General features: G+C 67.8%; 21 protein-coding genes and 2 tRNA genes. 22 read left to right on the plus strand and 1 reads right to left on the minus strand.

Annotation, left to right across the window (positions count from 1 at the left end; translation table 11 throughout):
- Positions 1 to 18: 18 nt before the first annotated feature.
- The 11 genes from BHD05_RS10210 (at position 19) to BHD05_RS10260 (ending at position 10,153) form a co-directional block, all read left to right on the plus strand.
- Positions 19 to 89: transfer RNA gene (locus tag BHD05_RS10210), tRNA-Cys, on the plus strand.
- Between the two features lie 33 nt (positions 90 to 122).
- Positions 123 to 194: transfer RNA gene (locus BHD05_RS10215), tRNA-Val, on the plus strand.
- Between the two features lie 565 nt (positions 195 to 759).
- Entirely contained in the window at positions 760 to 1,698 is a 939-nt protein-coding gene (locus BHD05_RS10220; RefSeq protein ID WP_236966500.1) for an FAD binding domain-containing protein, read from the plus strand.
- 5 nt (positions 1,699 to 1,703) lie between these two features.
- Positions 1,704 to 2,246, plus strand: coding sequence for a (2Fe-2S)-binding protein (locus BHD05_RS10225; protein WP_161886334.1), 543 nt, complete (start codon positions 1,704 to 1,706; stop codon positions 2,244 to 2,246).
- On the plus strand, positions 2,243 to 4,636 hold the full coding sequence (locus BHD05_RS10230; protein ID WP_161886335.1) for an aerobic carbon-monoxide dehydrogenase large subunit: 2,394 nt from the start codon (positions 2,243 to 2,245) through the stop codon (positions 4,634 to 4,636). Before BHD05_RS10225 ends, BHD05_RS10230 begins: the two co-directional genes overlap by 4 nt.
- An 11-nt stretch (positions 4,637 to 4,647) precedes the next feature.
- Complete coding sequence (locus tag BHD05_RS10235) at positions 4,648 to 5,547, plus strand: XdhC family protein (protein ID WP_161886336.1); 900 nt, start codon at positions 4,648 to 4,650, stop codon at positions 5,545 to 5,547.
- Positions 5,531 to 6,139 (plus strand): nucleotidyltransferase family protein, encoded by a 609-nt coding sequence (locus BHD05_RS10240; RefSeq protein ID WP_161886337.1) that lies wholly within the window; start codon positions 5,531 to 5,533, stop codon positions 6,137 to 6,139. The genes BHD05_RS10235 and BHD05_RS10240 overlap by 17 nt, the downstream gene beginning before the upstream one ends.
- A complete protein-coding gene (locus BHD05_RS10245; protein WP_161886338.1) occupies positions 6,136 to 7,059 on the plus strand; it encodes an AAA family ATPase in 924 nt (307 codons plus the stop codon). Before BHD05_RS10240 ends, BHD05_RS10245 begins: the two co-directional genes overlap by 4 nt.
- Positions 7,052 to 8,290: a vWA domain-containing protein gene (locus BHD05_RS10250; RefSeq protein WP_161886339.1), complete on the plus strand. Its 1,239-nt coding sequence runs from the start codon at positions 7,052 to 7,054 to the stop codon at positions 8,288 to 8,290. Before BHD05_RS10245 ends, BHD05_RS10250 begins: the two co-directional genes overlap by 8 nt.
- Complete coding sequence (locus tag BHD05_RS10255; RefSeq protein WP_161886340.1) at positions 8,290 to 9,027, plus strand: SRPBCC family protein; 738 nt, start codon at positions 8,290 to 8,292, stop codon at positions 9,025 to 9,027. Before BHD05_RS10250 ends, BHD05_RS10255 begins: the two co-directional genes overlap by 1 nt.
- A complete protein-coding gene (locus BHD05_RS10260) occupies positions 9,020 to 10,153 on the plus strand; it encodes an XdhC family protein (protein WP_161886341.1) in 1,134 nt (377 codons plus the stop codon). The genes BHD05_RS10255 and BHD05_RS10260 overlap by 8 nt, the downstream gene beginning before the upstream one ends.
- 14 nt (positions 10,154 to 10,167) lie before the next feature.
- On the opposite strand, the gene BHD05_RS10265 is transcribed toward BHD05_RS10260, so the two are convergent.
- Complete coding sequence (locus BHD05_RS10265) at positions 10,168 to 11,637, minus strand: cell wall-binding repeat-containing protein (RefSeq protein ID WP_161886342.1); 1,470 nt, start codon at positions 11,635 to 11,637, stop codon at positions 10,168 to 10,170.
- A gap of 163 nt (positions 11,638 to 11,800) precedes the next feature.
- On the opposite strand from BHD05_RS10265, the gene thrS reads away from it, so the two are divergent.
- The 11 genes from thrS to secF all read left to right on the plus strand — a co-directional run bounded on the left by thrS (position 11,801) and on the right by secF (position 22,317).
- Positions 11,801 to 13,819 carry a threonine--tRNA ligase gene (gene thrS / locus BHD05_RS10270; protein ID WP_161887477.1) on the plus strand — a complete coding sequence of 673 codons (2,019 nt, stop codon included), beginning with the start codon at positions 11,801 to 11,803 and terminating at the stop codon, positions 13,817 to 13,819.
- A 3-nt stretch (positions 13,820 to 13,822) separates the two neighbouring features.
- On the plus strand, positions 13,823 to 14,404 hold the full coding sequence (locus BHD05_RS10275; RefSeq protein ID WP_161886343.1) for an HIT family protein: 582 nt from the start codon (positions 13,823 to 13,825) through the stop codon (positions 14,402 to 14,404).
- Positions 14,405 to 14,416: 12 nt separating this feature from the next.
- Entirely contained in the window at positions 14,417 to 15,319 is a 903-nt protein-coding gene (gene pdxS, locus BHD05_RS10280; protein WP_161886344.1) for a pyridoxal 5'-phosphate synthase lyase subunit PdxS, read from the plus strand.
- Positions 15,270 to 15,905, plus strand: a complete 636-nt coding sequence (gene pdxT, locus BHD05_RS10285; protein WP_161886345.1) for a pyridoxal 5'-phosphate synthase glutaminase subunit PdxT — start codon at positions 15,270 to 15,272, stop codon at positions 15,903 to 15,905. Before pdxS ends, pdxT begins: the two co-directional genes overlap by 50 nt.
- A 44-nt stretch (positions 15,906 to 15,949) precedes the next feature.
- A complete protein-coding gene (locus tag BHD05_RS10290) occupies positions 15,950 to 16,708 on the plus strand; it encodes a YebC/PmpR family DNA-binding transcriptional regulator (protein ID WP_161886346.1) in 759 nt (252 codons plus the stop codon).
- A gap of 14 nt (positions 16,709 to 16,722) precedes the next feature.
- The gene (gene ruvC / locus BHD05_RS10295) at positions 16,723 to 17,301 is read left to right on the plus strand and encodes a crossover junction endodeoxyribonuclease RuvC (protein WP_202614362.1); all 579 of its coding nucleotides are present in this window, start codon (positions 16,723 to 16,725) and stop codon (positions 17,299 to 17,301) included.
- Entirely contained in the window at positions 17,298 to 17,933 is a 636-nt protein-coding gene (gene ruvA, locus BHD05_RS10300; RefSeq protein WP_161886348.1) for a Holliday junction branch migration protein RuvA, read from the plus strand. Before ruvC ends, ruvA begins: the two co-directional genes overlap by 4 nt.
- Positions 17,930 to 18,985 carry a Holliday junction branch migration DNA helicase RuvB gene (ruvB, locus tag BHD05_RS10305; protein WP_236966501.1) on the plus strand — a complete coding sequence of 352 codons (1,056 nt, stop codon included), beginning with the start codon at positions 17,930 to 17,932 and terminating at the stop codon, positions 18,983 to 18,985. Before ruvA ends, ruvB begins: the two co-directional genes overlap by 4 nt.
- Positions 18,986 to 19,066: 81 nt before the next feature.
- On the plus strand, positions 19,067 to 19,501 hold the full coding sequence (locus tag BHD05_RS10310) for a preprotein translocase subunit YajC (RefSeq protein WP_161886349.1): 435 nt from the start codon (positions 19,067 to 19,069) through the stop codon (positions 19,499 to 19,501).
- Between the two features lie 99 nt (positions 19,502 to 19,600).
- Positions 19,601 to 21,331: a protein translocase subunit SecD gene (gene secD, locus BHD05_RS10315; protein WP_161886350.1), complete on the plus strand. Its 1,731-nt coding sequence runs from the start codon at positions 19,601 to 19,603 to the stop codon at positions 21,329 to 21,331.
- Positions 21,331 to 22,317, plus strand: a complete 987-nt coding sequence (secF, locus tag BHD05_RS10320) for a protein translocase subunit SecF (RefSeq protein WP_161886351.1) — start codon at positions 21,331 to 21,333, stop codon at positions 22,315 to 22,317. Before secD ends, secF begins: the two co-directional genes overlap by 1 nt.
- Positions 22,318 to 22,321 lie beyond the last annotated feature (4 nt).

Raw genomic sequence — 22,321 nt, forward strand, 5'->3', positions numbered from 1 at the left:
GTGTGGGAAACCACACATGGTGGCGTGGCCGAGAGGCGAGGCAGCGGCCTGCAAAGCCGTCCACACGGGTTCAAATCCCGTCGCCACCTCGGCAGTACAATAGAAAATACCGAAACAAGCATGAGCGATTGGCGCAGCGGTAGCGCGCTTCCCTGACACGGAAGAGGTCGCTGGTTCGATCCCAGTATCGCTCACAAGAAAAACCCCGGTCAGCCGGGGTTTTTTTCTGCCCAAAACACGGCATGCGACATGAGGGCAATATCGTTTCCGCTTTGTCTGCAGAATTGGCCCTCCCGAGGTCGGAGCAGCCGGCCCCGCTACATCACCCGGTAGGACAACCGGTCGCTGACGGACGGCGGCGTGCCCGCTATGAGAACCCATCCCAGGCTGCACGGCTGACACCACGAGTACGGTCTGTCCTCCTCCGGACGGTCAAGCGGACTCGTGCAGTCGGGACAGCGGTGGCGATATTCATTCATTCGGGTAATAATGGTCAACACGAGTCACGCTGTCTAGGGAATCACGCAAACTGGCGTAATTTAATCGAACGCGCGGCTGCTGACTGTCTGCATGGCTTCCTCGCCACCGACCTCGTGCGAGCCGAGGATGCGGAGCGCTGCAGAGTCGGCCACGGAATCGTCGCGGTGCGGGATCTCTCCGCGGCCGACCCGATATGCCCCGCGGGAAAGATTCGTGCACGTCGTGAGCCGGGATCGCGTGCCGCGCTACTCATTGACACCCGAGGTTGGGGGGAGCAGGATGATCCCCAATCCAGTGCCCTTCAACTCGGCCGGGCACACACTCGAGGAGGAGTGGCCAGTGCAGATTCCGGCTCAGTTCGACTACGTCCGCGCCAGCACCGTCGATGACGCCGTGACCCTGCTGGATCGCCATGGACCCGACGCCCGCGTCGTCGCCGGCGGACACAGCCTGTTGCCGATGATGAAATTACGGCTCGCGAGGCCGGAGTGGCTCGTCGACATCAACGACCTCTACGAACTCGACTTCATCCTGCGCGACGGCGACACCCTCCGCGTCGGCGCGCTCACCCGCCACACCGCGCTGCTCGAGTCGCAGGAGATCGCACGCCTCTTTCCCATCGTCGGCGACGCCGAGAAGGTCATCGCGGATCCCACCGTGCGCAACCGCGGAACGATCGGCGGGTCGCTCTGTCAGGGTGACCCGGCCGAAGACCTGTCGACCGTCTGCGACGTGCTCCGCGCGCAGGCGGTCATTCGCGGACCCGGCGGCGAGCGCACACTCACGATGGGGGAGTTCCATCGAGGCCCGTACGAGAGCGCGGTCGCTCAGAACGAACTCCTGTGCGAGGTTCGCATCCCCATCCGTCCACGTTCCGGAAGCGCCTACGAGAAGGTCGAACGGCGCGTCGGCGACTGGGCGGTCGTCGCCGCCGGCGCATCGATCTCGCTCGCCGAGGACGGCACGATCGCCGATGTCGGGATCGGGCTGACCGCGGTCGGCCTCGACGGAACGATTCCGCAGGCTGAGGCGGTTCTTCTGGGCAAGCGCCCCGCTGAGGATCTCTTCGTCGAGGCCGCGCGGATCGCCGCCGCCGCCTGCGACCCGGTCGCCGACCAGCGGGGCCCGGTCGACTACAAGCGGCATCTCGCCGACGAACTGACCCGCCGGGTGCTGCGACGCGCGGCCGCGCGGGCAGCTGAAGCACAGGAAGGCTGAAGCCAATGCAGATCAGCATGACCGTCAACGGCGAGGACATCACTCGCGACGCAGAGCCGAGGGTTCTCCTCGTGCACTTCATCCGCGACGTCCTTCGCCTCACCGGCACGCACTGGGGATGCGACACCTCGAACTGCGGCACCTGCGTCGTGCTGATGGACGGGCAGCCGGTCAAGTCGTGCACCGTGCTCGCGGCGATGGCCGATGGCCACGCGATCACGACGGTCGAGGGCCTCGCGGCCGGCGGCAAGCTCGACCCCGTGCAGCAGGGGTTCATGGAGGAGCACGGACTGCAGTGCGGATTCTGCACACCGGGCATGATGCTCACCGCTCGCGCCCTGCTCGACAACAACCCGCATCCCGACGACGACCAGATCCGCGAGGCGATCTCGGGCCAGATCTGTCGATGCACGGGCTACGCGACGATCGTGCGATCGGTCAAATGGGCATCCAATCATCCCGCCTTCGTTGTCTCCGAAACCCCCGCTTTCGATGCCGCCTCGCTCCCCGCCGTCGATAACAGCACTGAAGAAGAGGTGTCCGCATGACCATCATCGAGGAGCACGCGCCCAACCCGGCGGCGGGGGATGCCGACCGCCCCATCGGGTACGGCCGCATCCAGCGCAAGGAGGACCCGCGTTTCGTCCGCGGCAAGGGCAACTACGTCGACGACATCGTGCTGCCCGGGATGCTGCACGGGGCGATCCTGCGCTCCCCGGTCGCGCACGCGCGGCTCGTCTCGATCGACACGAGTGCGGCGCTCGCCCACCCCGGGGTCGTCGCCGTCATCACCGGCCAGGACCTGCTGGGCCTCAAGCTGGCGTGGGCCCCCACCCTCTCCGCCGACGTGCAGGCGGTGCTCGTTACCGACAAGGTGCGATTCCAGGGCCAGGAGGTCGCGTTCGTCATTGCGGAGGATCGCTACGCAGCCAGGGACGCGCTCGAACTGATCGAGGTCGACTACGACGTTCTGACTCCGGTCGTCGATGTGCGCACGGCGTTGGACCCCGGCGCGCCGGTCGTGCGGGACGAACTCGAGGGACGCACCGACAACCACATCTTCGACTGGGAGGCGGGTAACGCCGCCGAGACCGACGCGATCTTCGCCTCGGCCGATGTGGTCGTCTCGCAGGAGATCGTCTACCCGCGTTCCCACCCGGCCCCGATGGAGACCTGCGGCGCCGTCGCCGACTTCGAGCCGATCGAGGGCGCCCTGACGCTGTACGAGACAAGCCAGGCCCCGCACGCCCACCGCACCCTGTTTGCGATCGTCTCCGGCATCCCGGAGCACAAGATTCGCATCGTCTCGCCGGACATCGGCGGCGGGTTCGGCAACAAGGTCGGCATCTACCCCGGATACATTCTCGCCGTGGTCGGCTCGATCGTCACCGGTCGCCCGGTGAAGTGGGTCGAGGACCGGTCTGAGAACCTCATGTCGACCTCGTTCGCGCGGGACTACATTATGCAGGGCGAGATCGCGGCGACGAAAGACGGCAAGATCCTCGCGCTGCGGACCAACGTGCTCGCCGACCACGGCGCGTTCAACGCGACGGCGCAGCCGACGAAGTACCCGGCCGGCTTCTTCCACATCTTCACGGGCAGTTACGACCTGCAGGCCGCTCACTGCAAGGTCACGGGTGTCTACACGAACAAGGCGCCGGGCGGGGTGGCCTATGCCTGCTCATTCCGTGTCACCGAGGCGGTGTACCTCGTCGAACGGCTCGTCGACATGCTCGCCCAGAAGATCGAGATGGATTCGGCCGAGCTTCGGCTGAAGAACTTCATCAAGCCGGAGCAGTTCCCTTACATGAACAAGACCGGCTGGGAGTACGACTCGGGCAACTACGAGCGGGCCATGCGCCTGTCAATGGAGATGGCCGGGTACGACGACCTCCGCCGCGAGCAGGCGGAGAAGCGCGCCAGGGGTGAGCTCATGGGAATCGGGATCTCGTTCTTCACCGAGACGGTGGGAGCGGGGCCTCGCAAGCACATGGACATCGTCGGTCTCGGAATGGCCGACGGTGCCGAGTTGCGGATCCACCCGACAGGCAAGGCCGTCGTGCGGATCTCGGTGCAGAGCCAGGGGCAGGGCCACGAGACGACCTTTGCGCAGATCGTCGCCGAGGAGATCGGCATCCCGCCGGAGGACATCGATGTCGTGCACGGCGACACCGACCAGACCCCGTTCGGCCTCGGCACGTACGGCAGCCGGTCGACGCCGGTCAGCGGTGCCGCGGTCGCGCTCGTGGCCCGCAAGGTGCGGGAGAAGGCGAAGTTCATTGCGGCGGCGATGCTCGAGACGCGGCCGGAGGACCTGGAGTGGGAGAAGGGCCGCTGGTTCGTCAAGGGCGACCCCAGCGTCGGCAAGACCATGGCGGAGATCGCCATGGGGGCGCACGGCACCGTGACGCTGCCAGAGGGAATCGACGGAAACCTCGACGCCGAGGTGACCTACGATCCGCCCAACCTCACCTTCCCGTTCGGCGCCTACATTTGCGTCGTCGACGTCGACCCGGGAACCGGGCACGTGAAGGTGCGGCGGTTCATCGCGGTGGACGACTGCGGCACGCGCATCAACCCGATGATCATCGAGGGCCAGGTGCACGGCGGTCTGACCGACGGCGTCGGGATGGCGTTGATGCAGCTCATCGAGTTCGACGACGAGGGAAACTGCCTCGGCGGATCGTTCATGGACTACCTCATTCCGACGGCGATGGAGGTGCCGGACTGGGAGACCGGCTTCACCGTGACGCCGTCGCCCCACCACCCCATCGGGGCCAAGGGCATCGGCGAATCCGCGACCGTCGGATCGCCACCGGCGATCGTCAACGCGGTCGTCGACGCGCTGCGCCCATTCGGCGTGACCCACATGGATATGCCCTGCACCCCGGCCCGGGTGTGGGCCGCCATGCAGGGTCGACCGACGCCTCCGATCTAACGGTGACGGCCATGGGGGACACCCTCGCGCGACGGGCACAGGAACTCACCGGACTCCGGGAGTCGTTCGTCCGCGCCACCGTGGTGCGGGCGCAGCACCCGACGAGCGCATCGGCCGGCGACAGCGCGATCGTGCACCCCGACGGAATCATCGACGGCTTCGTCGGCGGCAACTGCGTCGAGGCATCCGTTCGGGAGTACGGCCTCATGACCCTGTCGACGGGGGAGCCGCTGCTGTTGCGTGTCGTACCGGGGGAGCCATCGCACACGCGCGAGGAGGGAGCGGTGGAGGTTGCGAACCCGTGCCTGAGCGGCGGCGCGATCGAGATCTTCCTCGAGCCGCACCTTCCGGCGGCGCGCGTGGTTGTCGTCGGCAGCACCCCGACCGCGCACGCCCTCGCCGAACTCGGCGCCGGTATCGGGCTGGAGATGCAACTGACCGACGGGCTTTCCGCCGACCCTGCCGCCGACGACGCCGCTCTCATCGTGGCGTCGCACGGGCGGGACGAGGAGCCGGCGCTCGAGGCCGCCCTCCGTGCCGGGGTGCCCTACGTCGCACTCGTCGCGAGCGCGACCCGGGGTGCTTCCGTGCGCGCCTCGCTGGATGTCGACGAGGCGCAGCGCGCCCGTCTGCACAGCCCCGCAGGGCTGGATCTGGGCGCCAGGACCCCTGCCGAGATCGCACTGTCGATCCTGGCGCAGCTCGTGGCGGAGCGCGCCGCACGCAGGAGGGGGGAGTCCTCGCGCGAAAGGGCGGTGGAGACGGTGATCGACCCGGTCTGCGGGATGTCCGTCGCGTCGAGCCCCGCGAGCCTGAACGCCGAGATCGAGGGGGTCACGACCTACTTCTGCTCGCCGGGCTGCCGATCACGCTTCGTCGCCCATCCGGAGCGATATGCCGACGCGTCCTGAACCCCGCGTCGCCGGGCTCGTGCTCGCCGCCGGCGCCTCCGTCAGGTACGGCAGCCCCAAGCAATTGCTCCAGTACGGCGACGGTGTGCTGCTCGACGCCGTCCTCGCCACCGCCCGGGCGAGTTCGTTCGAGCAGATCGTCGTCGCCCTCGGTGGTGCCGCCGCCCAGGTGCGGGAGGCGGTCGACACCGCCGGTTGCGACGTGGTGGTGAACCCCGAATTCGGCTCAGGATGCTCGTCGTCGATAGCGGCGGCGCTGGCTGCCCTCGATCCGGGCACCGACGTGCTCGTGCTGCTTCTGGGCGATCAGCCGCAGGTGCGCCCGGAGTCGGTCCGCCGACTGCTTGAGGGACGCGGCGACGCGGCGATCGCGGTGTGCCGCTACGACGACGGCATCGGGCACCCGTTCGCCTTCTCCCGCTCCACGTTTCCCGATCTCGCCAGCCTGCACGGCGACAAGGGCGTGTGGAGGCTACTCGACCAGCGCGCCGCCGAGGTGGCCGAGGTGCCCGTCGCGGGCAGCATCCCCGCCGACGTCGATACAGAGGACGACTACGACAGGGTTCTCGCCGAGCTCAGGGAGGCGCGATGACGGGGCCCGCGCGCGGCGGCGCCGAAGATGACGTGCTTCGGCGCATTCCGGATGTCGCCGCGCTGCAGGCCGCCCTCGAAGACGTCGACTACCTGGCCGACACAGGGCTCGCCACAGCGCTGTTCCTGGCCGTGCGGCTCCCGCAGCCGATCCTGCTCGAGGGCGAACCGGGCGTCGGCAAGACCGAGGCGGCGAAGGCGCTCGCGCGGGTGCTCGATACCCCCCTGTTCCGGCTGCAGTGCTACGAGGGAATCGACGCTGGCGAGGCGCTCTACGAGTGGAACTACCCCCGTCAGCTGTTGGGCATCCGGCTCGCGGAGGTACGCGACGCCCACCTGGCCGAGGCGGACCTGTTCGGCCCGGAGTACCTGCTGCGGCGGCCTCTCCTGAATGCCATCGAGCACACCGGTCCGCGGCCCGCGGTGCTCCTGCTCGACGAGATCGACCGGGCGGATGCCGAGTTCGAGGCGTTCACCTTTGAGCTGCTCGCCGAATCCGCGGTGACGATCCCCGAACTCGGCACCGTGCGGGCAACGCATCCGCCGATCGTCATCCTGACCTCCAACCGCACGAGGGACCTGCACGACGCTCTGACCAGGCGCTGCCTGTACCACTGGATCAATTACCCGGCGCCGGAGCGCATCGCTGAGATCGTGCGCCGGCGCGTGCCGAGCAGCGCCGAACCCATCGCCCTCCAGGCCGCGTCGGCGATCATACGGCTGCGCTCCCTCGACATGGACAAACCGCCCGGCATCGCCGAGGCGATCGACTGGGTGTCTGCGCTGACGATCCTTGGCGTCGAGCGGCTGGACGTCCCGGCCGTCGACCAGACGTGGGGCGCGATCCTGAAAAACCGGGACGACCACGACCTCGCACTCGCGCGGGGAGCCGGTTGGCTGGTCGGTGACGAACATGGCTGATCCGGGCAGCCCGCTCGCTCCCATCGTGGAGGCCGCCGGGCTGGCCGTCGGGGTCAGCACTGCCCTACGCCGTGCCGGGCTCGCGGTTCCGCCCGACCGGGCGGCCCGGCTCGCCGAGGCCATCCGGCTCGTCCCGCCGTACGAGCGTGAGGCCCTGTACTGGACAAGCCGGGTCGTACTCGTGTCGCGCCACGAGCAGCTGCCCCTCTTCGATGCGGTCTTCGCCGCGGTGTTCGACGGGATGCTGGATCCGGCCGACTCGAGGGGCGACAGCGCGGCGCCGCCCCCGATCGGCGGGGAGACCAGGACTCGTCCGACCGCAGAGGACGATCGGCCGAGCGGCGCGGAGGCCAGTCCGCAGCATCCGACCATGAGTCCCGGCAGCGACTCAGAGCCAGGCGCGGGCCCCGAGCGCGAGGCGATCCTCGCGATGGCCTCGTCGGACGAGCACCTGCACGACGTGGCCTTCGCTGAGCTCGCCGGCGACGAGATCGCCGAGATGCGCAGTCTCGTGCGCAGGATCGTCCTGGCGACGCCCACCCGCCGCAGCCGGCGCACCCGGCGGACACCGCACCGACGTGCGCGGCTCGACCTCCGGCGCACGGTCAGGTCGGCGCACCGCACGGGAGGGGACTCGATCCGGCTCATCTACTCCCAGCGCCGCACGCGCTCCCGGCGTCTCGTGCTGTTGTGCGACGTCTCCGCTTCGATGGAGCCGTACACGCGGGTCTTCCTGTCGCTGCTCCAGGGCTCCGTCGTCGGCGCGGGTGCCGAGGCATTCGTGTTCTCGACTCGGCTCACACGGTTGACCCGGCAGCTCGCCGCGCGGAACCCCGACCTGGCGCTCGCCCGCGCCGCCTCCGCCGCGAGCGACTGGGCCGGCGGCACGCGCCTGGCAGAGAGCATCCGGAGCTTCGTCGACGACCACGGTCGTCGGGGTCTCGCGCGGGGCGCGGTGATCGTAGTGTTGTCTGACGGATGGGCGCAGGATGCGCCTGAGCTCGTCGGCGAGCAGATGGCGCGCCTGAGCCGGCTCGCCTACCGAATCGTGTGGGTGAATCCGAGAAAGGTCGCAGTGGACTACCAGCCGCTCGTCGGCGGCATGGCCGCCGCGCTGCCCTACTGCGACGCCTTCGTGAGCGGGCACAGCTATACAGCGCTGACCGAAGTGGCGGCGGCAATCCGCGCCGACCGCCCATCGCAATCCGAGAGAAACATGAGGCCCAGATAATGCAACTCGACAGTTCCTTCTCCGTCGTCGCCCCCATCGACGCGGTCTGGCAGACCCTCATGGACTTCGAGCGGGTGGCCGGGTGCGTGCCGGGCGCGCAGATCCTCAACAAACTCTCCGACGATGCCTACCAGGTCGGCCTCCAGGTGAAGATGGGCCCGGTGACGATGCAGTACAAGGGCCAGATGACGGTGCTCGAGCGGGACGCGGATGCTCATCGCGCCGTGTTCGAGGGGAAGGCGCAGGAGATCCGCGGCCAGGGCACCGCGCAGGGATCGGCGACATTGACCCTCGTCGAGGTCGACGGGGCGACGCAGGGCACGGTCAGCGCGGACATCTCGCTCTCGGGCAAGGTCGCAGCGATGGGCAAGGGCGTCATCGGTAACGTCACCGACCAGATGATGACCCTGTTCGCAACGAACCTCCAATCGATGGTGGGTGCCCCGGCGGCCTCGGAGGCCCCGGCAGCGTCTGCTATGGCCGCCCCGGGCGAGTCCCCTACTCCCGCACAGCCCGCACAGCCGGCCCCGACAGCCCCGACGGCACCTGCCGCGGGGCCGAGCCTCGACGCGATGTCACTCGCGAAGGGCGTCGTCATGGACCAGCTCAGCAGCCCAGGCAAGCTCATCGGTCTGGTCGTGGCGGTGGCCCTCGTCGCCTACCGGGTCGGCACCTTCGTCTCGACCCGCCGGTGGATCAGGCTGAGCGCCGCGCGGGGGTCCACCCCCGATGCGTGATGTGCTCGGCCCGCTCCTGGCGGGCTGGGGGAGCGGCGGCACCGCGGGCCTTGCCACCGTCGTGCGCACCTTCAACTCCGCTCCCAGGCCAGCCGGAGCGTCGATGCTCGTCACCTCGGAGGGGGAGGCGGTCGGCTCGGTCTCCGGCGGCTGCGTCGAGGCGGCCGTCTACGAGCTCGCCACGGAGGTCGCCGCCGAGGGCCGCCCGCAGCTCGTGCGCTACGGCATCACCGACGACGATGCGTTCGCGGTCGGCCTGACCTGCGGTGGAATCCTCGACGTGTTCGTCGAGCCAATCTCCGCCGCGACGTTCCGCGAGCTCGACTCGGTGCGGCAGGACATCGAGGGCTCCGCACCGGTGGCGGTTGCCACCGTGATCGAGCATCCCGACGAGAGCCGGCTCGGTCGCCACCTGATCATCCGTCCGCACGGGTTCGAGGGCACCCTCGGCTCCGACCGTGCTGACGGTGCCGTCAGCGACGATGCTCAGGGGATGCTCGCGGCCGGCCGGAACAGCATCCTGACCTACGGGCCAGAGGGTGAGCGCCTGGGCGAGGGGATGACCGTCTTCATCAACAGCTTCGCGCCGCGTCCTCGCATGCTCGTGTTTGGGGCGATCGACTTCGCCGCGGCGCTGGCCCGGCTGGGCACCTTCCTCGGCTACCGGGTCACCGTCTGCGACGCCAGGTCGGTGTTCGCCACCGAGAGGAGGTTCCCCGGCGCCGAGGTTGTTGTCGCCTGGCCGCACCGGTACCTCAGCGAACAGATCGCCGACGGCCTTGTCGACGAGCGCACCGTCGTGTGCGTGCTCACGCACGATCCGAAATTCGACGTGCCTCTTCTCAAGGTGGCGCTCACCGGACCGCGGGTCGCCTACATCGGCGCGATGGGGTCCAGGCGAACCCACGACGACCGCCTCGCCCGCCTCCGCGAGGTCGGACTGGGCGACGACGAGCTGTTGCTCCTGCATAGCCCGATCGGCCTCGACCTGGGCTCCAGAACCCCCGAGGAGACAGCCGTCTCCATCGCCGCCGAGATCATCTCACTGCAGTGGGGCGGAAGCGGCACGCCTCTCAGCGCACTCGCCGCCCGCATCCACCACGACGAGGCGGTCGAACCCGCCTAGCCTCGAGATCCTCGCTACTGCACGGGCTTCGCGTACTGCGCGCCGAGAAGGAACAGGTACGGGTCGACTTGCGTGCCGTTGATGCGGATCTCGAGGTGGAGGTGCGGGCCGGTGCTGGCGCCGGTCGTGCCGACGAGCCCAACGACCTGCCCCGCACGCACATGCGCGCCAACGGCGAGAGTCGTCGGGTCTTTCATGTGCATCATCTCGCTCTGCACGCGATCGCGGTAGAGGATGCTGATCGAGTTGCCGACCCAGCCCGCCGAGTTTGGGCTCTTCGCAACGACGACCCCGTCGGCGAGGCTCCGGATCGGCGTGCCCAGAATGCCCGTTTTCGAGTAGTCGGTGCCGTAGTGCATGGTGACGACCCTGGTGATCGGGTGCACCCGCACGCCGAACGACGACGTAATGGGCACGAACGACTCGAACGGCTGGTTGAAGCCGAGCATGGCACCGCTTTTCGAGAGGTCTGTCGTGCACTCGACCAGGTTCTCGATGTTTTCGGTGAGCGCACCGCGCCCGCCAAGGAGCACGAGTCTGGTCGTGCCGAGTTCACGCAGGCTCGTGAGCGTATCCAGCGGCACGCAGTTGCCTGGAACGATGAACAGCGGCGCGGAGTCCCTCGCCGCAAGAGCGGCTCCGGAGAGCGCATCGGGAAAGTCCGTTCCCATGGCGAGGTAGGCGACCGGGGCGGAATCGTAGGTGCCGCGGTTGACTTCGTTCGAGGTGACGTACCGGTCGTCGCCGGAGAGCCGCTTCACGCTTCCGGCACCGAGGATCGCGGTGAACGACGTCTCGATGCCCGTCGAGACGCTCGCGGCGCCGCCGGCGATCGAGACGCTCGTGACTCCAAGACCAGACATTGCCGTCACTGTTGCGGCATCCACCCGGGAGCTGGCGCCGGGAACGAGGAGCACGGGGATGCGGTCCCCGCCGGCGACCGCCGAGGAGGTGAGCGCATCGGGGAACATCTCCCCGGTCGCGACGAATGCCGATGCCACGCTCCCGGCCTTGAACGCACCCATCGTGACGGTTCGCGAGGTCTCGTAGCGGTCCCTGCCCGAGTCGCGCCGGATCTGTGGCGCCAGGAGCGCGAGGGCGTTGTACACCTCGGGGCTAATTGCCGCGGGCCCACCCGCGACGACAATGAGTCGCGGGGCGAGTCGGGTGATTTCCTTCCGCACGCTTTCCGTCAGCACCGTCGGCTGGGTGAGCAGCAGCGGCCCGCCCTGCACCGCCGCGGCGGGCGCAGCGCTCAACGCGTCGGGGAAGTTCTCGCCGGAGGCGATGTAGAGCACGGGCACGCCCGGCGCGTACTTCCCCGACACCGAGACCGATGTCGCGTATCGATCGCCACCCTGGAGCCGTTCCCAGGTCGGCGCGGTCGGCGCGGTCGGTGCGGTCGTGTGAGCGGCAGCTGACATCGCGGGCAGCAGCGATGCCGCCACGGCGATGGTGAGTGCGGCGCCGAAGATTCTGCGCATGGATCCCCCAATCCTGAAACGAACTCTCCAGAGCCTACGTCGGCGTGCGGCCATCCGAACGTCCCCGTTCGGGCCACACGACGCGCGGGGCGCCAATCGGCGCACCGGTACAGTTGTCCCGAACGCACACTGCAAGCTGAGGAGCCCGTCGACCGTGTCTGAAATGCCCGAGAATCCCCCTGCCGTGCTCGAGCCGCACAGGTCCGTGCTCGAGCCGCACAGGGTCGAGACGGCGGCGACGGGATTCGACCTGTTCCCCGATCGCAGTGTCGTCGCCGTGCGCGTGAACGGCGAGCTGCGGGATCTCGCGGCGCAGCTCACCGTCGGCGAGATCGCCGAGCCTGTGCTCGTCGAGTCGCCCGACGGCCTCAGCATCCTGCGCCACTCTGCGGCGCACGTGCTCGCCCAGGCGGTGCAGTCGATCAATCCCTCGGCGAAGCTGGGCATCGGACCTCCCATCACCGACGGCTTCTACTACGACTTCGACGTCGAGACCCCCTTCACCCCGGAGGACGTCAAGGCGGTCGCGAAGGCGATGGATCGCATCATCCGCGCCGGGCAGCGCTTCGTGCGCCGCGTCGTCACCGAGGACGAGGCGCGCTCCGAACTCGCGGGGGAGCCGTACAAGCTCGAGCTCATCGGTCTCAAGGGCGGCGCTGCCGATGGTGCCGATAACGAATCGGTCGAGGTCGGCGGCGCAGAACTCACGATCTACGACAACATCGACCCGAAGACGGGCGAGACGGTGTGGAAGGATCTCTGTCGCGGACCGCACCTGCCGAGCACCCGCACGATCGGCAACGGCTACGCCCTCATGCGCACCGCAGCCGCGTATTGGCGCGGCTCGGAGAAGAACAAGCAACTCCAGCGCATCTACGGCACCGCGTGGGCGACCAAGGACGACCTTCGCGCGTATCAGGGGCGCCTCGAGGAGGCCGCGAAGCGAGACCACCGCAAGCTCGGACAGGAGCTGGACCTCTTCTCCTTCCCGGACGAGATCGGATCCGGGCTGGCCGTATTCCATCCCAAGGGTGGCATCATCCGCCGCGAGATGGAGGACTACTCGCGCCGCAAGCATGAGGACGCCGGCTACGACTTCGTCTATACCCCGCACATCACCAAGGCGAACCTGTTCGAGACGTCCGGCCACCTCGGCTGGTACGCCGACGGAATGTTCCCGCCGATGCACCTCGACGAGGGGCGCAACGAGGAGGGTGAGATCACCCGGCAGGGCGCCGACTACTACCTCAAGCCCATGAACTGCCCGTTCCACATCCTCATTTACCGCTCGAGCGGTCGCTCGTACCGCGACCTGCCGCTGCGGCTGTTCGAGTTCGGCACCGTCTACCGCAACGAGAAATCCGGCGTCGTGCACGGACTCACTCGGGTTCGCGGGCTGACGATGGACGACGCCCACATCTTCACGACCAGGGAGTCGATGAAGGCGGAACTCACGAGCACGCTGAACTTCGTGCTCGCGCTGCTGCGCGACTACGGTCTCACCGACTTCTACCTCGAACTCTCGACCAAGGATCCGGAGAAGTCTGTCGGCGACGACGACATCTGGGTGGAGGCGACAGCGACGCTTGCCGAGGTCGCCGCCGAGTCCGGCCTTGAACTTGTGCCCGACCCGGGCGGCGCCGCGTTCTACGGCCCCAAGATCTCGGTGCAGGCGCGCGACGCGATCGGCCGCACCTGGCAAATGTCGACCGTGCAGCTCGACTTCAACCTGCCCGAGAGGTTCGACCTCGAGTACACGGCCGCCGACGGAACCCGGAAGCGTCCGGTCATGATCCACCGCGCGCTGTTCGGCTCGATCGAGAGGTTCTTCGGGGTGCTCACCGAGCACTACGCCGGCGCCTTCCCCGTCTGGCTTGCGCCCGTTCAGGTCGTCGGCATCCCTGTCGCGGAGGAATACGGCGACTATCTCGACGAGGTCATCTCGAAGCTCAAGGCGAAGCGGGTTCGGGCTGAGGTCGATCACTCGAGCGACCGGATGCCGAAGAAGATCCGCACCCACACGAAGGCCAAGGTGCCGTTCCAGCTGATCGCGGGCGAAGAGGACCGCGCCGCAGGAGCCGTCAGCTTCCGCTATCGCGACGGCACCCAGGAGAACGGGGTTCCCGTCGACGAGGCGATCCGCCGGATCACTGAGGCGATCGACTCGAAGGCGCAGGTCTGAGCGATGACGATCGACGACTCCGAATTGCACGGGATCACCATCGACGGCTCGTATGAGCTCGCCGGGGTGCCCGACGAGTTCCAGCGCCTGTGGACCCCGCACCGCATGGTGTACATGCAGAACGGCCAGCAGCCACCGGAGCACGAGTGCCCGTTCTGCATCGCCCCGCGGATGGACGACGAAAAGGCCCTGATCGTGGCTCGCGGCACCCACGCCTACGTGCTCCTCAACCTGTTCCCCTACAACAGCGGACACCTGCTGGTCTGCCCCTACCGCCACGTTGCCCTGTACGACGAGGCGACAGCGGAGGAGACCGCGGAGATCGCGGCTCTGACCCAAACGGCCATGCGGGTCATCAAGAAGGTCTCGCGCAACGAGGGCTTCAACATCGGCATGAACCAGGGAAGGATCGCGGGAGCCGGCATCGCCGACCACCTGCACCAGCACATCGTTCCGCGCTGGGCCCTCGACTCGAACTTCTTCCCCATCATCGCCAAGACCAAAGCACTGCCTCAGCTTCTCGGCGACGTGCGGCGATCCATCGCCGAGGCCTGGCCGACCGAATCCACAGAATCCGCGGAGTAGAGTACACACACAATGAACGACACAAATTCGAACGAACAAGTCGGCACGAGCCGAGTCAAGCGCGGCCTCGCCGAAATGCTCAAGGGCGGCGTCATCATGGACGTCGTTAACGCCGATCAGGCACGTATTGCCGAGGACTCCGGGGCCGTCGCCGTTATGGCCCTGGAGCGCATTCCGGCCGACATCCGCGCCGAGGGCGGCGTCTCTCGCATGAGCGACCCCGACCTCATCGACGGGATCCGCGACGTCGTCTCGATCCCGGTGATGGCGAAGGCGCGCATCGGTCACTTCGTCGAGGCGCAGATCCTGCAGGCCCTCAGCGTCGACTTCATCGACGAGTCAGAGGTGCTGAGCCCCGCCGACTACGTCAACCACATCGACAAGTGGAACTTCACCGTTCCCTTCGTCTGCGGCGCTACCAATCTCGGTGAGGCGCTGCGACGCATCAATGAGGGTGCCGCGATGATCCGCTCGAAGGGCGAGGCCGGAACCGGCGACGTCTCCGAGGCGACCAAGCACATCCGCACCGTCAACCGGGAGATCGCGCGCCTCAGCTCGATGACCCGAGATGAACTGTACGTCGCCGCGAAGGAGCTGCAGGCACCGTACGACCTGGTCGTCGAGGTCGCCCGCACGGGCAAGCTCCCCGTCGTAATGTTCACCGCCGGAGGCGTGGCCACCCCGGCCGACGCCGCGATGATGATGCAGCTCGGCGCTGACGGTGTCTTCGTGGGATCGGGCATCTTCAAGTCCGGCAACCCCGTCGCCCGCGCGGCCGCGATCGTCAAGGCGACCACGTTCTTCGACGACCCCGCCGTCATCGCCGAGGCATCGCGCGGACTGGGCGAGGCGATCGTCGGAATCAATGTCTCCGACCTCCCCGCACCGCACCGCCTCGCCGAACGTGGCTGGTAGGCCCGCTCGAGTCGGGGTACTTGCCCTTCAGGGCGACTTCCGGGAGCACCTCGCGGTGCTCGCTTCTCTTGGCGCCGACGCGCGGCCGGTCCGCCGCGCGTCGGAGCTGGATGAGCTCGACGGTCTCGTGATTCCCGGAGGGGAGTCGACCGTCATGGACAAGCTGTCTCGCGCTTTCGGCATCGCCGGGCCGCTCAAGGCCGCGATCGCGTCAGGGTTGCCGGTCTACGGCACCTGCGCCGGCCTCATCATGCTCGCGGATCGCGTGTCGAATAGGATCGCCGGTCAGCAGACCCTCGGCGGTGTCGACATCACGGTGCAGCGCAACGCGTTCGGGTCTCAGAACGAATCGTTCGAGGTCGACCTCGACATCCCCGAGCTCGGCGCCGTTCCCGTGCACGCGGTCTTCATCCGCGCGCCCGTGATCGACCAGTACGGACCCGCGGTCACGCCGCTCGCCGCGCTGCCCGACGGCCGGGTCGTCGCCGCCAGCCAGGGCAACCTGCTCGTGACCTCATTCCATCCCGAGATCATGGGCGACACCCGCTTCCACGCGTACTTCCTCGCCGGGCTCCACCGGTCCTGACGTTACAGCCCGGCCAGCCGCTGCCCGCTGGGTAGAATGGCAGCATGTCAGGTCACTCCAAGTGGGCAACCACCAAGCACAAGAAGGCGATCATCGATTCGCGTCGCGCGAAGTCGTTCGCGAAGCTCATCAAGAACATCGAGGTCGCGGCGAAAATGGGGGGCGCTGACCTCTCGGGCAATCCGACGCTGGTCGATGCGATCCAGAAGGCGAAGAAGACCTCCGTCCCGATCGACAACATCAACCGCGCCGTCAAGCGCGGGTCCGGGCAGCTCGGCGAGGCCGTCGACTACCAGACCATCATCTATGAGGCCTACGCGCAGGGCGGCGTCGCCCTCCTCGTCGAGTGCCTCACCGACAACCGCAACCGCGCCGCCGCCGACGTGCGCGCGATCATGACCCGTAACGGTGGAACCCTCGCCGACCCGGGCAGCGTCGCCTACAACTTCCACCGCAAGGGTGTGATCGGCGTGCGCAAGACCGACGGCGTCACCGAGGACGACATCCTCGCCGCTGTGCTCGACGCCGGCGTGGAGGAGGTCAACGACCGCGGCGAGGGCTTCGACATCATCACCGAACCGGGCACGCTCGTCGCCGCCCGGACCGCACTGCAGGAGGCCGGAATCGACTACGAATCGGCGGACGTCGAGTTCGTACCGCAGGTTCTCGTCGAGGCCGACGCCGACACCGCGCGCAAGGTGTTCCGGCTCGTCGACGCGCTCGAGGACAACGACGACGTGCAGAACGTGTACGGCAACTACGACGTGCACGCCGATGTGCTCGCCGAACTCGAGAACGACTAGCCAGCTTCGTGACAATTCGGGTGCTCGGCATCGATCCGGGACTCACCCGCTGCGGCGTGGGAATCGTGGATGTCGACGCGAACCGGGTCGCGCGACTTGTCGAGGTGACCGTCATCCGAACCCCATCGGACATGCCGCTCGAACAACGCCTTCTCGCGGTGGGCGCCGGGATCGAGGAGCTCCTCGACCGATTGGCGCCCGATGCGGTGTCGCTCGAGCGGGTCTTCGCGCAGCAGAACCTCAGCACCGTGATGGGCACCGCCCAAGTGAGCGGAGTTGCGCTGCACGCGGCCGCGAAACGCGGGCTCGCCGTCGGGCTGCACACACCGTCGGAGGTCAAGGCCGCCATCACCGGTTACGGCTCGGCCGACAAGAAGCAGGTGCAGGCGATGGTCGCGCGAGTGCTGGGCCTCGCCGAGGCGCCAAAGCCGGCCGACGCTGCTGATGCGCTTGCGATTGCGATCTGCCACGCGTGGAAACGCGGAGGCGCCTCGACACCGATCGCCAATGGGCACACCCCCGCGCAGGATGCATGGCTCGCCGCCGAGCGTGCGGCGGCGAAGCCGGTGGCCAACCGTAGGCTTGCACCATGATCTCCTCTGTGCGCGGCACTGTCATCGCCGTGGCCGGGACCACCGCCATCATCGAGGTCGGGGGAGTGGGCCTTGCCGTCAGCGTGACACCCCAGTTGGTCCTCTCTCTCCGGATCGGAACCGAGGCGCGCCTTCACACCGCGCTCATCGTGCGCGAAGACGACCTCGCCCTGTTCGGGTTCCAGGAGGCGGATGAACTCGCCGTCTTCGACCTGCTTCGCGGGGTGACGGGCGTCGGCCCGAAGTCGGCGATCGGGGTGCTTGCCGCGATCAGCCCCGCCGAAATCGCCACCGCCGTCGCCACCGAGAACGACGGGGCATTCCGCAAGGTCTCCGGGATCGGCCCGAAGACGGCGAAGCTCATAGTGCTGTCGCTCGCCGGCAAGATGCTGCCGTTCGCCGCCACGGCACCGAGCGCGCCGACGAGCGCTAATCCCGTCAGCAAGAATGTGCTCGTCGCTCTCGTCGGGCTGGGCTGGTCGGAGCGGGTCGCCGCGCAGGCCGTCGACGAGGCCGTCGCCGAGGCATCCGCCACGGAGGCCGCGAGCGTGCCCGCCCTGCTGCGAGTCGCTCTCACCCGCCTCGGTCCGCGCCAGGCGAGCGCCGCCCGCAGCGAAGGAGTGCCCTCATGATCGACCCGGCCGACCCGTCGATGGCAATCGTGCGTCCTACCCCGGAATCGGATGCCGAGCTGGCCTTCGAAGGCGCCCTGCGCCCCAAGTCCCTTGCCGAGTTCGTCGGACAGGCGAAGGTGCGCGCGCAACTGCAGCTGCTCCTTCAGGCCGCGACGCTGCAAAACCGCACCCCCGATCACATCCTGCTCGCCGGCCCGCCGGGTCTCGGCAAAACGACGCTCGCGATGATCGTCGCGGAGGAGAGCGGACGGCCCCTGCGGATGTCGAGCGGGCCGGCGATCCAGCACGCCGGCGACCTCGCCGCTGTGCTGTCGTCGCTCGTGCCGGGCGAGATCCTCTTCATCGACGAGATTCACCGCATGGCCAGGCCCGCCGAAGAGATGCTCTATCTCGCGATGGAGGACTTCCGCATCGACATCATGGTCGGCAAGGGGGCGGGGGCGACCTCGATCCCGCTCGACCTGGCGCCGTTCACCCTCGTTGGCGCAACCACGAGATCGGGCCTGCTGCCCAACCCGCTGAGGGACAGGTTCGGGTTCACCGCGCATCTCGAGTTCTACGCCGAATCGGAGCTCGAGCAGGTTCTCGTGCGGGCGGCGGCGCTGCTCGACCTTCCGATCGACCGGTCCGCCCTGGCCGAGATCGCCGGCCGTTGCCGGGGCACCCCGCGCATCGCGAACCGGCTGCTCCGCCGGGTGCGGGACTATGCCCTTGTGTACGGCGGAGGTGCCGGGCTCGGAGCGGTTCATGGCGCACTCGACCTGTACGACGTTGACGAACTCGGGCTCGACCGGCTCGACCGCGAGGTCATGACGACGATCCTCACCCGGTTCGACGGGGGACCCGTCGGCCTCAGCACCCTCGCGGTGTCGGTCGGCGAGGAGGCGGAGACGGTCGAGTCGGTCGTCGAGCCGTTCCTCGTGCGGATCGGCCTGCTGACCCGCACCCCGCGTGGCCGGGTCGCCACGAGGCTGGCATGGAAGCACTTCGGGTTGCAGTCCGCCGCCCCCGGCACGGTGAGCCTCGGCCTCGATATCGATGGCCTATAATTCAAGCTGGCCTTATCGGGCTTTGACCTGGGCTCGTCGCAGCCCGCACATTACACAAGCCGCGGAAGGCTCGTTCATCACATGGACCCCACACTAATTCTTCTCGTTGTCGCGCTTGGCGCCTTCATCGTCTTCCAGGTGTTCCAGGGCAGAAAGCGCAAGCGCGAGACCGAGGAACGCCAGACGAAGTTCGTTCCCGGCGTCGAGGTCATGACGAACTACGGCCTCTACGGCACCATCCTCACGATGGATGAGGAGACCAACGTCGTCGAGATCGAGTCGGCACCCGGAACGGTCCTCAGGATCCACCGCCAGACGATCCTCAAGGTCGCTGACTATGCCGTCGTCGCCGAGCCCGAGGAGGCGACCGACGTACTCGAGAACGATGAGTCGGCCGTCATCGACGAGAACGACGTGGACGGATCACGCGTCGTTGCCCCCGAGTTCGGCGAGCGGGTCGAGCGGGTCGAGCCCGAAGCTACCCCCGCCGATCAGCCCAAGAAGTCGGACGACTAGCACCAAACCTGTTCCGCAGTCCCGCGTGTTCGCGCGGCGGCCCACCTCAAGGATGCGCGAATGACACTCCGTACATCCGAATAGAAAGCTGAGTTCCCGGTGGCAAGATCCACTCCGGCCAAGAAGGCCTGGCGTTCACTGACCTGGCTCCTGGTCCTCATCGCCACACTGACGGCGGTGAACGCCGGGGGTGTGCTCTTCTCCAACGGCTCCTGGACCCCGAAACTGGCGCTCGACCTGGAGGGCGGAACCCAGATCGTGCTCCAGCCGCAGCTCGGCGAGGGCGAGACCGTCTCGGGTGAACAGCTGACTCAGGCCGTGAGCATCATCCGCCAGCGCATCGACGCTGGCGGTGTCTCCGAGGCGGAGATCAGCACCCAGGGCACCCAGAACATCGTCGTGTCGATCCCGGGTGTGCCTGACCAGCAGACGCTCGACCGGATCGAGTCCTCCGCGAAGCTCGAGTTCCGCCCGGTTCTCGTCACCGACGCCGCAGCCACCAGCTCCACCGGGGAGGACGGTGCGGATGCCAGTGCAGCTCCGAGCGACCCGGCCGCGGCGCCGCTCGAGTCGACACCGAGCATTAGCCCGACCGACCCGAGCGACCTCAACTACGTGACCCCGGCGCTACTCGACCAGTTCACGAACTTCAACTGCGACGACGTGGATGCCCTGGGGCTCAACACCGCACCCTCCGACCAGCCCATCGTCACCTGTGACGACACTGATTCGGTCAAGTACATCCTCGGCCCGGTGGAGATCACCGGGGAGAACATCTCCGACGCGAGCGCCGGACTCTCGACGAACAGCCAGGGGGCAACCACCAACGAGTGGGGCGTCAACCTCGAGTTCGACGCCACCGGCACCGAGCAGTTCGCCGCGGTCTCGGAGCGCCTGTTCGCGCTCGAGGGCGCGCGTAACCAGTTCGCTGTGGTGCTCGACGGCCGGGTCATCACCGCCCCGACCACCGGAGGGGTGTTCACCAACGGCGAGGCGCGCATCACCGGTTCGTTCACTCAGGAATCGTCCCAGGCCCTTGCCGACCAGCTCAAGTTCGGTGCCCTCCCGATCGGCTTCGAGGTGCAGAGCCGCGACACGATCTCGGCGACTCTCGGGTCGAGCCAACTGACCAGTGGCATCATCGCCGGATTCATCGGCCTCATCCTCGTCGTGATCTACTCCCTTTTCCAGTACCGGCTCCTCGGCTTCGTGACCGTCGCCTCGCTCATCGTCGCCGGCGTTCTCACCTATCTGGTCCTCGCGATCCTGTCGTGGAGGCAGGGATTCCGGCTCTCCCTCGCCGGCGTCGCAGGGCTCATCGTGGCCATCGGGTTCACCGCCGACTCCTTCATCGTCTACTTCGAGCGCATCCGGGACGAGCTGCGCGACGGGCGGAGCCTCGAGGCGGCCGTCGAGGCCGGCTGGACGCGCGCGCTGCGCACGATCCTCGCGGCGAAGGGCGTCAACATGCTCTCTGCCGTGGTGCTCTTCGTGCTCGCGATCGGCAACGTGCGCGGCTTCGCCATCACGTTCGGGATCACTGTGATCATCGACGTGCTCGTGGTCGTGCTCTTCACACACCCGATCATGCAGCTTCTGGCAACGACACAGTTCTACGCGAACGGCCACCGCCTCAGCGGACTCGATCCGCAGGCCCTCGGCGCCGTTTACCGAGGCCGAGCCCAGTTCCGCGCACCGGCGGCGGTCGCACCGGGCAAGAAGGCGGCTGGCGGTAAAGAGACCGTCCGACGCCAGACCATCGCCGAACGGAAGGCCGCCGAGGCCGAGAAATCGTTCGAGGACGCATCGACCAAGGGAAAGAAGTCCTGATGGCCAACCTCACGCAGTTCGGAAACAACCTCTACACCGGCAAGACATCGGTCAACTTCGTCGGCAAGCGCCGCCTCTGGTACTCCATCGCGGTCGTGCTGATGGCCATCTCGGTGATGATCCCGCTCGTGGGCGGAGGATTCAACTTCGGTATCGAGTTCCGGGGCGGTTCCCAATTCCAGATCACCGGTGCGTCGACGGTGGAGCAGCAGCCGGCGATCGACGCAGTGCAGCAGGTCGTGCCGGGTGAGGTCACCCGGGTGACGACGGTGGGTACCGACGGCGTGCGGGTGCAGACCGACCAGCTCAGCGACGACGAGACCCGGGAGGTTGCCGCGTTTCTCGCGGACGCCTATGGGGTGCCGGTCGACGACGTCACCGCCTCGTTCATCGGCCCGAGCTGGGGTGCCGACATCACCGAGCAGGCGGTCCGGGGCCTCCTCGTGTTCCTCGCGCTCGCCTCGATCATCATGGCCCTCTACTTCCGAACCTGGAAGATGTCGGTCGCCGCGATGGTCGCACTGCTTCACGACCTCGTTATCACCGCCGGCGTCTACGCCGCCACCGGCTTCGAAGTCACGCCCGCCGCGATCATCGGGTTCCTGACGATCCTCGGATTCTCCCTGTACGACACCGTCGTGGTCTTCGACAAGGTGCGGGAGAATACGGGAGAGCTCGGGCAGCAGTCGCGGTACACCTTCGCCGAGGCCGTCAACCTCGCGGTGAACCAGACCCTCGTGCGATCCATCAACACGGGCGTCGTCGCCGCACTGCCCGTCGCCGCGATCCTGTTCATCGGATCGTTCGTACTCGGCGCGGACACGCTGCGCGACATCTCCCTCGCGCTGCTCGTGGGCATCATCGTCGGCACCTACTCGACGATCTTCATCGCCGCGCCGCTCTACGCCCAGATGCGCGAGGGAGAACCCGAGATCCGCACGACCGACGAGCGCACCCGCATTGCCCGCGGCGAAGCCGCGGCCTAGAGGA

The sequence above is a fragment of the Marisediminicola antarctica genome, from assembly GCF_009930795.1.
GTDB lineage: Bacteria > Actinomycetota > Actinomycetes > Actinomycetales > Microbacteriaceae > Marisediminicola > Marisediminicola antarctica.

What these genes read in the sequence shown, in the direction of transcription:
- pdxS (WP_161886344.1), top strand. Translation starts at nt 14,417, where the DNA reads ATGAACGACACAAATTCGAACGAACAAGTCGGCACGAGCCGAGTCAAG.
- pdxT (WP_161886345.1), top strand. Translation starts at nt 15,270, where the DNA reads ATGTCTCCGACCTCCCCGCACCGCACCGCCTCGCCGAACGTGGCTGGT.
- ruvB (WP_236966501.1), top strand. Translation starts at nt 17,930, where the DNA reads ATGATCGACCCGGCCGACCCGTCGATGGCAATCGTGCGTCCTACCCCG.
- BHD05_RS10290 (WP_161886346.1), top strand. Translation starts at nt 15,950, where the DNA reads ATGTCAGGTCACTCCAAGTGGGCAACCACCAAGCACAAGAAGGCGATC.
- BHD05_RS10240 (WP_161886337.1), top strand. Translation starts at nt 5,531, where the DNA reads ATGCCGACGCGTCCTGAACCCCGCGTCGCCGGGCTCGTGCTCGCCGCC.
- BHD05_RS10255 (WP_161886340.1), top strand. Translation starts at nt 8,290, where the DNA reads ATGCAACTCGACAGTTCCTTCTCCGTCGTCGCCCCCATCGACGCGGTC.
- BHD05_RS10265 (WP_161886342.1), bottom strand. Translation starts at nt 11,637, where the DNA reads ATGCGCAGAATCTTCGGCGCCGCACTCACCATCGCCGTGGCGGCATCG.
- BHD05_RS10220 (WP_236966500.1), top strand. Translation starts at nt 760, where the DNA reads ATGATCCCCAATCCAGTGCCCTTCAACTCGGCCGGGCACACACTCGAG.
- BHD05_RS10310 (WP_161886349.1), top strand. Translation starts at nt 19,067, where the DNA reads ATGGACCCCACACTAATTCTTCTCGTTGTCGCGCTTGGCGCCTTCATC.
- BHD05_RS10230 (WP_161886335.1), top strand. Translation starts at nt 2,243, where the DNA reads ATGACCATCATCGAGGAGCACGCGCCCAACCCGGCGGCGGGGGATGCC.
- thrS (WP_161887477.1), top strand. Translation starts at nt 11,801, where the DNA reads ATGCCCGAGAATCCCCCTGCCGTGCTCGAGCCGCACAGGTCCGTGCTC.
- BHD05_RS10260 (WP_161886341.1), top strand. Translation starts at nt 9,020, where the DNA reads ATGCGTGATGTGCTCGGCCCGCTCCTGGCGGGCTGGGGGAGCGGCGGC.
- ruvA (WP_161886348.1), top strand. Translation starts at nt 17,298, where the DNA reads ATGATCTCCTCTGTGCGCGGCACTGTCATCGCCGTGGCCGGGACCACC.
- BHD05_RS10275 (WP_161886343.1), top strand. Translation starts at nt 13,823, where the DNA reads ATGACGATCGACGACTCCGAATTGCACGGGATCACCATCGACGGCTCG.
- BHD05_RS10235 (WP_161886336.1), top strand. Translation starts at nt 4,648, where the DNA reads ATGGGGGACACCCTCGCGCGACGGGCACAGGAACTCACCGGACTCCGG.
- BHD05_RS10245 (WP_161886338.1), top strand. Translation starts at nt 6,136, where the DNA reads ATGACGGGGCCCGCGCGCGGCGGCGCCGAAGATGACGTGCTTCGGCGC.
- BHD05_RS10225 (WP_161886334.1), top strand. Translation starts at nt 1,704, where the DNA reads ATGCAGATCAGCATGACCGTCAACGGCGAGGACATCACTCGCGACGCA.
- secF (WP_161886351.1), top strand. Translation starts at nt 21,331, where the DNA reads ATGGCCAACCTCACGCAGTTCGGAAACAACCTCTACACCGGCAAGACA.
- BHD05_RS10250 (WP_161886339.1), top strand. Translation starts at nt 7,052, where the DNA reads ATGGCTGATCCGGGCAGCCCGCTCGCTCCCATCGTGGAGGCCGCCGGG.